Raw genomic sequence first — 1,840 nt, 5'->3', positions numbered from 1 at the left:
ATTTTTCTTTGTTTGTTAAATCTGCATTGTGTTTAATATTCAAAAGTTTGGACGTTTCATCGGCAGATTTACTCCGACTAAAATCATTAGAATCTTTAGCTTCCGGTTTCCAAGAAAAAGAATAACCAATTACGGGTTTGCCACGACCTTTGCCATATTTTTTATGAACGGAGAAGCCTTTAAATAACGGGCTTAACTCTTCTTTTATGGGCTTTAAGACTGATTGATTTATATTGCTATTTTTATAGCTTTTTGGGATGTCCAAAAGTTCATTGAACATTTCTTTCGAAAAATAAGCATGGCCAGTAGTTCGGTACTGTTTTAACAGTCTAAACATAGTTTTCGCATAGGTGCTCCGTAAATTTTTAAAGTCTTCTAAAGCGTATCGCACCCAACTCTCTAAATCATTTAGTAAAGGCAAGACATCTTTGTAGATTTCTATATCAACATAAGGTTCTGAACATTCCCCCATAATTTTGAATTTGGTAAACATGACAAATAATTCTCTATTTTTGCCGCTTTTACTATATTTGCTGAAGTGGAGGGACATTAATTTTTGATAAGTGCTTTGAATATCATCTTCGAAGCGCTTATTTGCTGTGGGTTTGTAATTGCTTAATTCTTTTAATTGCTCAAAAGTGAGACGAACCGTTTGATCTCCCTTATCGCGCATACGTGAAATAATCGAAAAAAACAAATTCATTTCGACAGCCGAGAATTTTCTTAAGGGAATTGTGTTTAATTCTGGATCATATTTGACAATTTCATTACTCAAAAAATGTCACCTTCTTATACATACAATTGTATAGATATAGTATATTTTAAAAAACTCTATGTAAACAGACAATTCTCTATCGATAAACAGACAATTCTCTATCGATAAACAGACAATTCTCTATCGATAAACAGACAATTCTCTATTCATAAAATTCTGTATCCCTTGGGGGAGTAAGGCTCAGAGGACCCCTAAAAGAGGTTTAAAAGAGGTTTAAAAAGAGGTATAAAAGAGGGGGGCTAAAAAAATAGCCCCCATTTTTGCGGTTAATTCGACATCGAACAATCAAAAATAGGGGTGAAACTAAGTAAAAAATCTTAAAAAAAAGGTGTGAGAGCAAAAGCTCTCACATGAAAACTTCAGTCACTACGTTCCTTGCGCCTCCCGTTGGTCGTCGCTAGTGGTTCAGAAAAGTCCCCAAAACCCTTAAGCTGCAGTTCTTAAGCCACTATGGGGCTATTAAAAAGCTCAATAGCAAAATTATTACAATCCCCGTTCTTGTTGATGGTGCTTAATAGGAGTGGAGCGCTGTTTTAGAAGTGCTAAGAGCGATTTTGATGGTTTTACTTTCTTAATTCTTTGCGCTTTCGGCTGGCTAGAAGGCTGGGACTGATTAAAAAGATCCAAAAGTGAAGTTGATTGGGTTCTTAGTCGCCTAATAATTCGCGGTATTGCGCGCTCAATTTGTTCAAGCGTCGCTCTAATTTTTGATTTTCTTGTTTGTAGGCTTCCAAAGTCCGCTTGTAATTGGACGTCACTTGTTCGAACCAAGCTTGCTCGCTGGTCTGTAGTTCGGTCACTTGTTGTTGTAATAGTTTGTTGTTCTGCTGCAATTTTTCGTTGTTTCTGGCTAATAAGTAGTTGTTGGCCTCTAACGTTTTCAAGTCGAAAAGTGAAATTTGATTGTTGGGCTCGTTGCTCCAACTCATGTTCAAGCACCTCTTTTTCATAATCGTGGCCCAAGGTAGTTCCACGAGCACGCCGCTGCTTATTATTGGCGTCTAAGAACGCGTAGGAGACGTTTTTGCCACGGGGGTGGACAATTACCCCATGAGCGTCTAAAAG

General features: G+C 37.4%; 1 protein-coding gene and 1 pseudogene. Both read right to left on the bottom strand.

Annotation, left to right across the window (positions count from 1 at the left end):
- Positions 1-775 (bottom strand): replication initiation protein (locus JG30_RS08525; RefSeq protein WP_046318194.1); only part of this gene is annotated, 775 nt, incomplete at its 3' end.
- A 483-nt stretch (positions 776-1,258) separates the two neighbouring features.
- Positions 1,259-1,840: pseudogene (locus JG30_RS09180) on the bottom strand (relaxase/mobilization nuclease domain-containing protein); the annotation flags it as partial.

Origin of the sequence: Bombilactobacillus mellifer (assembly GCF_000970795.1) — a bacterium.
GTDB lineage: Bacteria > Bacillota > Bacilli > Lactobacillales > Lactobacillaceae > Bombilactobacillus > Bombilactobacillus mellifer.
Note: the sequence above shows the minus strand (reverse complement) of the source record. Positions and strands in the feature narration are given on the sequence as shown.